Genomic DNA, 6,102 nt, shown 5'->3' on the forward strand with positions numbered 1-6,102 from the left:
GGAAATGGGCGCGCGCGAACGCCGCCGGCAACCGCAGATGCCCCTCGGCGGTGAACTCGACCGTCACGGTCTCGACGGCGACGTCAGGCATACTCGGCGATCCTCTCGGTGACCAGCGCCACGGCCCGCTCGACACCGCGCTCGACCGCGGGGCTGAGCGCGTCGCCGTAGCCGAACGAGGCGCCCTCGATCAGCACCACGTCGACCTCGGCGGGGAAGTACGGACCCAGCAGCCACCGCGCGAACGCGATGGCGTGGTCCCAGCGGAAGTCGTGGCTGCCCAGCGTGCCGGCCGCCGGAAGCCCCGCAACCACGTCGCCCGGCACCGCGTACAGCGTGCCGGGCTCGGCGCCCGTGCTCGCGGCATCCACGATCAGCACCCGGTCGGCGCGCTGCATCTGGAAGGCGACATCCATCCCGCTCGTGCCGCCGTCGGCGAGCCGCACGCTCTCGGGGAGGGCGCCCGCCTCCCACAGCCGCCGCACCACCACGGGTCCGGCGGCGTCGTCGCCGCGCAGCACGTTGCCGCAGCCGATCACCAGGAGGTCGAGCCGCGGCCCCACCACCTCATCGAGCAGCTCGTACGGAGCCGGTCCTGCGCCGGTCACATCACACCATGCTGTTGATCACGAACGACGACAGCTCGCGACCGGTCTTGCCGTCGTACGCGTGCACGGTGCACACGATGCAGGCGTCGAAGCTGCGGGTGACGTGCCCGAGCTCGATCGGATCCTCGGGGTTGTGGATCGGCGTGCCGATGAGGGCCTTCTCGATCGGGCCGACGACGGCGTCCTTGTCGCGGGGGCCGAGGTTCCACGCGCTCGGGGTGATCACGTTGTAGTTCGCGATCTTGCCGTCCTCGATGACGATCCAGTCCTGCAGCGCGCCGCGCGCGGCCTCCGTGCCGCCGTAGCCGCGGGCCGACACCGGGTCGACCGGGGTCTGGTAGAACGACCCGTGCAGGTCGATCTCGCCGAGCCACTGCAGCACCTTCTCGTAGTACTTCGGCGCCTCGTGCATGCGGGCGAGCTGCCGCACCAGCACCGACGGGCCCTTCTTGGCCAGCACGTCGGTGAACAGCGGGTCGTAGTCCTGGAAGTCGGATGTCGCGGGCTTGCCGGCGACGATCTGCCGGGCGAGGGGCCCCGCCTCCAGCGGCAGGCGTCCGATGCCGGGCACGTCGTAGCGGGGCGACTTGGCGAAGGAGTACTTGTCCTCCTTCGCACCGATGAACGGGTCGATCGCGTTCTGCTCGCCGTCGAACGGGTGCACGTTGTCGGATCCGCGGTAGAACGAGTGCGCGACATCCTCGGACACCCGTGCCTGGTCGTACTCGAAGTGCTGCCCGCCCGCGTAGACGCCGGAGCGCACGATGAGTCCCGCGTTGCGGCCCTCGATCGTCGGACGGTCGTAGGACGCCGGGTCGAAGTAGGTGCCCGAAGCGATGTAGTTGCCCCAGCCCTGCCCGTAGGTGTCGAGGCCGATGTCGAGCGCGAACCGGATGAAGAAGCCGCAGTCGGAGTTGCGCTGCGCGTGGTTCTCGTCGACCCAGGCCAGCACGTCCTCCCAGGTGCGGTTCTCGAGCCAGCGCTCGACCGACGACCCGAGCCACTGCTTCTCGAGCCAGTTGTCCTTCCAGTTCTTCAGGATCGCGACCGAGCGCGTCACGTCGCTCAGCGTCGGTGCGCCCATGATGCCGCCCGGCACCATGAACGACGAGTGCGGCCACTGCCCGCCGAAGATCGCGTAGATCTCGACCGGCTTCTGGCTGAGCACGACGCCCGGCTGGTAGCTCGTGCCGACGTACGGCGCGAACCGGCGCACGGCCTCCTCGTACAGCGGCGAGCTCTTGTACTTCTCGTTGACGAGGTCGATCGCGAAGATCGCGTAGAAGTAGCGCGGGATCGACTGCAGCGTCTCCACCGCCTGGGCGATGTTGCGCACGAGCGTCGCGTTGTGCGGCACGAAGGTCTGGAACGCGGTGTCGAGCGCGTAGCACGCCTTGTAGAGGTGGCTGCCGCCGCAGATGCCGCAGATGCGCGGCGTCATGATGAGGCCGGCGCGCATGTCCTTGCCCCGCAGGATCGTCTCGAACCCGCGGAACATCTGACACTGCGTCCAGGCGTCGGTGACGACGCCGTCCTCGATCGTGACGCGCACGTCCAGGTCACCTTCGACGCGGCCGAGGGGGCTGACGTGGAGATCGATGGTCGAACTCATGATCCGGATGCCTCTTCCTGCCCGTCAGACGACGAACATGTCTTCCTTCGACCACTTCGGGGCAGAGATGCGTGCCGCCGCAGCCATCGCGAGATAGGTGACGTGGTCCTCCCCGGGCGGGAGGTCCTTCGGGATCGCCCCGGCGATGAGCTGGGTGGCGAACACGGTGCCGGGCGCGAGGTCCGCGTGGGGGAACTCGGGCTCGGTGCAACCGAGGCAGGGCATGCCGGCGCGGGTCTTGGACGACTGTCGGTTCCACAGGATGCGGTTGCAGGGCGCGTGGGTCATCGGGCCGCGGCATCCGAACTCGTAGAACAGACAGCCCGTTCGGGTGCCTTCGCCGAAGGCCAGGGTGGACTGCTTGAACTCGAAGAACGTGTTGCGCGTGCAGCCGTTGTGCACGAACTGGGTGAAGAAGGTCTGCGGGCGACCGAGGTCGTCGAGGGCGATGTCGCCGGCGCGGCCGGTGGCGAGGGCGACGATGATCTGCGTGATCCAGTCGGGGTGCGCGGGGCAGCCGGGGATGTTCACGACCGGCAGGCCCGACTTCGACACCCAGTCGGCGCCGAGGTAGCCGCCGCGGGCCTTGCGGTGGAACTGCAGGCCGGTCGATCCGCTCGGGTTCGGGGCGACCGCCGGGAGACCTCCGAACGCCGCACAGTCGCCGATGGCGACGACGATGGATGCCGCGGCCGCGAGCTCGGTGACCCAGTCCTTCATGGGACGGTCGGCGAACAGGTCGAAGCGGCCGGTGCCGTCGGGGCCCTCGATGACGCTTCCCTCGAAGACGAAGATGTCGAGGGGGCGGGTGCCGTCGACGCAGTCGGTGAAGATCTTCTTCGCCGCCGCGCCCGCCTCGACGCCGAGCGAGGGATGCCACAGCACCTCGAGCCCGAAGTCGACGATGAGGTCGACGACGCTGGGCTCGTCGGCATTGAGGAACGACATGGTGTTCCCCGAACAGGCTCCGCCTTGGAGCCACAGCACACTGGTCACGCGGTCTTCCCCTCTTCCTGGGCATCATCGGCGGCGCCCTCTGCGCGCAGCGACCGGCCGAGTTCCTTCACGATGCGCAGCGCGAACACGAGTCCGCGGCGCACATCGGGGTCGTTCGCCATCCCGGCGATCTTCATGAGTCCCGCCGGCTTCTGGTCGGCCTCCTCGGTCGCCTGCCGCTGTGCCCGGTGCACACCCTCGGCGACCCGCCAGGTGAGATCGAGCAGGGCGGGATCGAGCAGTCCGGAGCGGTTCAGCCGTTCGACGAGGTCGACGTCGGCGATGTGCTCGACGAGCGGCAGGGTCTGGTCGGCGAGCTTCACGAACTTCGGCACCGCGTCGACGACGCGCTTGCCGACGGGGCTCGCGGTGACCATCGCGACGGCCTCGTGGTAGCTGACGGCCACGTTGTCGATGATGTTGTCGGAGTGGGCGAAGAACCCGGCGACGACGTCGAGCAGGCCCGCGACCATCTCGGCGTTGTCGAGCAGGTGGTTCAGGGTCGCGACGGTGCCGGGATCGCTGAGGCGCTGCTGCAGGCGGATCGCATCGGCGTCCGACGCGCCGACGACGTCGAGGACGGGTGCGCTCATGGCCTCTCTCCTTCGCTGGGGCGAGCCGGTTCGGTCGCAGCCGACCCCCTGGCGGGCTGCGTATTGGGGTCAATGTAGGCCGGTGCCTCACGGCGGCGTATCCGGATAGCGCCGTGAATATCCGCGGAGCGCACAATGGGTGTCGTGACGAGCGACCGCGCCCTCCGCGTGCCCCCTGCGCTGACGGGTGCGCCGCTGGTGCGCACCGACGATGCGGGCGTCGCCGCCGACGCCCTGCACGACCTGCTCGGCCGGGGCGTCGTCGCCCCCCACGATGCCCGGGAACGCCTCGACCTGGTCGTCGCCGCGCGCCGCTTCGGCACGGTGACCCTCGCCCACCTCGATGTGGGAGCGGCCGCGACCGTCGATGTGCCCGCGAGCGCCGACGCGGTGACCGTGCATATGAACCAGGCGCGCACCTCGACGACCCGTGTCGCCGGGAACGAGCTCACGACGTCGTCGGTGCAGGCGGTCGTCGTGTCCCCCGGCATGCCGGTGCGCCTCGAGCTCGCACCCGAGTCGCCGCGGCTGCTGGTGCGCGTGGAGCGCCGCGCGGTCGAGGATGCGCTGGCCCGCATGCTCGGCCGCCGCCTCGACGAGCCGGTGCGCTTCGCGCCGCTGTTCGATCTCTCCGGGCCCGAGACCATCCGGTGGAGCATCGCTGTGCAGCTGCTCAGCACCGAGTCGATGATGGATGCCTCGCTGCTGCAGGCGCCTCTCGGCCGCCAGAGCATCGAGGACCTGCTCGTCTCGTCGCTCCTGCTGCTGCAGCCCTCGAACCACTCGCCCCTGCTGCAGGCTCCCACCTCCGGCACGGCGCTCATGCAGGACGCCCTCGACCACATCGAGCGGCATCTCGCCGAGCCGTTCTCGATCGACGATCTCGCCGCGGCGGTGCACGCGTCCGCTCGCCACGTTCAGCAGACCTTCCGGGCGCGACTGGGCACGACACCCGGCGCCTACGTGCGGCGGCAGCGCCTGCTGCGGGTGCGCGCCGACCTGCTCGCGGGCGACGCACGCCGCGGTACGAGCGTCGCCGGCGTCGCCGAGCGGTGGGGCTTCGGTCACGGCGGCCGCTTCGCCGGCTGGTACCGCGAGGAGTTCGGCGAGACGCCCGCCGAGACACTGCACCGGGGCTGAGCGGGCTCGGCGACCGCCCCGGCGCCCGTGTCGCGCTGGGGATTCTCACGGCGATCGCCTCTCCCGCTGCCGCGGTGGGCGTCCTAGGGTGACCAGCACGCGGCATCCGCCGCGCACCCGAGGGAGGGCCGCCGATGCACGAGCTGTCGCTGTGCCGGTCGATCGCCGGCATCGCCACGCGCGCCGCCGGCGGGAGGCGGGTCGAACGCGTGCAGCTCGACGTCGGGCACCTTCGTCAGGTCGTGCCCGAGACACTCGTCTACTGCTGGGGAGTCGTCTGCGAGCAGACCCCTCAGCTGGCGGGCTCGCGGCTGGATGTGACATCCATCCCCGCCGTGCTCGACTGCCGGCGCTGTGGGGCCGAGACGACGCTCACGGGCCTCCCGATCATCGTGTGCAGCGCGTGCGGCACGAACGATGTGGCCGTGCGCTCGGGTGAGGAGTTCCTGGTGCGATCGATGGATGTCGCCACGACAGAGGGGTACGACCGAGATGGGTAGATTCCACCGCCACGACGATGGCACCGTGCACAGCCACGACCACGAGCACACGCATGGCGACGTGCATGACCACGCGCACGGCGACCACGACCACGATCACATCGGCGACCACTCCGGCTACGAGACCGGCAGCGAGCGCATCGAGGTGCTCGAGCGCATCTTCGACGAGAACGACGCCGCCGCCGCCCGCAACCGCGCCGCCCTCGACGGCGCGGGCGTCGTCGCCGTCAACGTGATGTCCTCCCCCGGCGCGGGCAAGACCGCGCTGCTCGAGCGCACCCTCGCCGACCTCGGCGCGCACGTGCGGTTCGGCATCGTCGAGGGCGACATCGAGACCTCGCTCGACGCCGACCGCCTCGACGGCCACGGCGCCCAGATCTCGCTGCTGAACACCGGCAACGGCTTCGGCGGAGAATGCCACCTCGACGCCCCCATGGTGCACCGGGCGCTGCACGGCCTCGACCTCGACGCCCTCGACGTGGTGCTGATCGAGAACGTCGGCAACCTCGTCTGCCCCGCGGAGTTCGACACCGGCGCACACCATCGCGCCATGGTCGCGAGCGTGACCGAGGGTGAGGACAAGCCGCTGAAGTACCCCGTCATGTTCCGCTCGGTCGACGTCGTGGTCGTCAACAAGATCGATCTGCTCCCCC

General features: G+C 70.1%; 7 protein-coding genes. 3 read left to right on the forward strand and 4 right to left on the reverse strand.

Features of this window, described 5'->3' with window-relative positions:
• Window positions 1–83: 83 nt before the first annotated feature.
• Genes ASG00_RS15305 through ASG00_RS06040 form a run of 4 tightly spaced genes read right to left on the reverse strand, consistent with a single transcriptional unit; the run spans window position 84 to window position 3,809 of the window.
• Window positions 84–608, reverse strand: coding sequence for a hydrogenase maturation protease (locus ASG00_RS15305; RefSeq protein WP_200930869.1), 525 nt, complete (start codon window positions 606–608; stop codon window positions 84–86).
• 1 nt (window position 609) lies between these two features.
• Complete coding sequence (locus ASG00_RS06030) at window positions 610–2,220, reverse strand: nickel-dependent hydrogenase large subunit (protein ID WP_056207562.1); 1,611 nt, start codon at window positions 2,218–2,220, stop codon at window positions 610–612.
• A gap of 24 nt (window positions 2,221–2,244) precedes the next feature.
• On the reverse strand, window positions 2,245–3,216 hold the full coding sequence (locus ASG00_RS06035) for a hydrogenase (RefSeq protein WP_045247832.1): 972 nt from the start codon (window positions 3,214–3,216) through the stop codon (window positions 2,245–2,247).
• A complete protein-coding gene (locus ASG00_RS06040) occupies window positions 3,213–3,809 on the reverse strand; it encodes a DUF1641 domain-containing protein (protein ID WP_056207565.1) in 597 nt (198 codons plus the stop codon). Before ASG00_RS06040 ends, ASG00_RS06035 begins: the two co-directional genes overlap by 4 nt.
• A gap of 144 nt (window positions 3,810–3,953) precedes the next feature.
• Here ASG00_RS06040 and ASG00_RS06045 point away from each other — a divergent pair, with 144 nt between their 5' ends.
• The 3 genes from ASG00_RS06045 to hypB all read left to right on the forward strand — a co-directional run.
• Window positions 3,954–4,949, forward strand: a complete 996-nt coding sequence (locus tag ASG00_RS06045) for an AraC family transcriptional regulator (RefSeq protein ID WP_162237858.1) — start codon at window positions 3,954–3,956, stop codon at window positions 4,947–4,949.
• A 134-nt stretch (window positions 4,950–5,083) separates the two neighbouring features.
• Window positions 5,084–5,449, forward strand: a complete 366-nt coding sequence (locus ASG00_RS06050) for a hydrogenase maturation nickel metallochaperone HypA (RefSeq protein WP_045247830.1) — start codon at window positions 5,084–5,086, stop codon at window positions 5,447–5,449.
• 25 nt (window positions 5,450–5,474) lie between these two features.
• The coding region (hypB, locus tag ASG00_RS06055; RefSeq protein WP_235559278.1) for a hydrogenase nickel incorporation protein HypB at window positions 5,475–6,102 on the forward strand (628 nt) is incomplete at its 3' end.

The sequence above is a fragment of the Microbacterium sp. Leaf351 genome, from assembly GCF_001423825.1.
Taxonomy (GTDB): Bacteria; Actinomycetota; Actinomycetes; order Actinomycetales; family Microbacteriaceae; genus Microbacterium; species Microbacterium ginsengisoli.

Coding starts and splice junctions, on each gene's coding strand:
- ASG00_RS06050 (WP_045247830.1), top strand. CDS start 5,084: ATGCACGAGCTGTCGCTGTGCCGGTCGATCGCCGGCATCGCCACGCGC.
- ASG00_RS06040 (WP_056207565.1), bottom strand. CDS start 3,809: ATGAGCGCACCCGTCCTCGACGTCGTCGGCGCGTCGGACGCCGATGCG.
- ASG00_RS06030 (WP_056207562.1), bottom strand. CDS start 2,220: ATGAGTTCGACCATCGATCTCCACGTCAGCCCCCTCGGCCGCGTCGAA.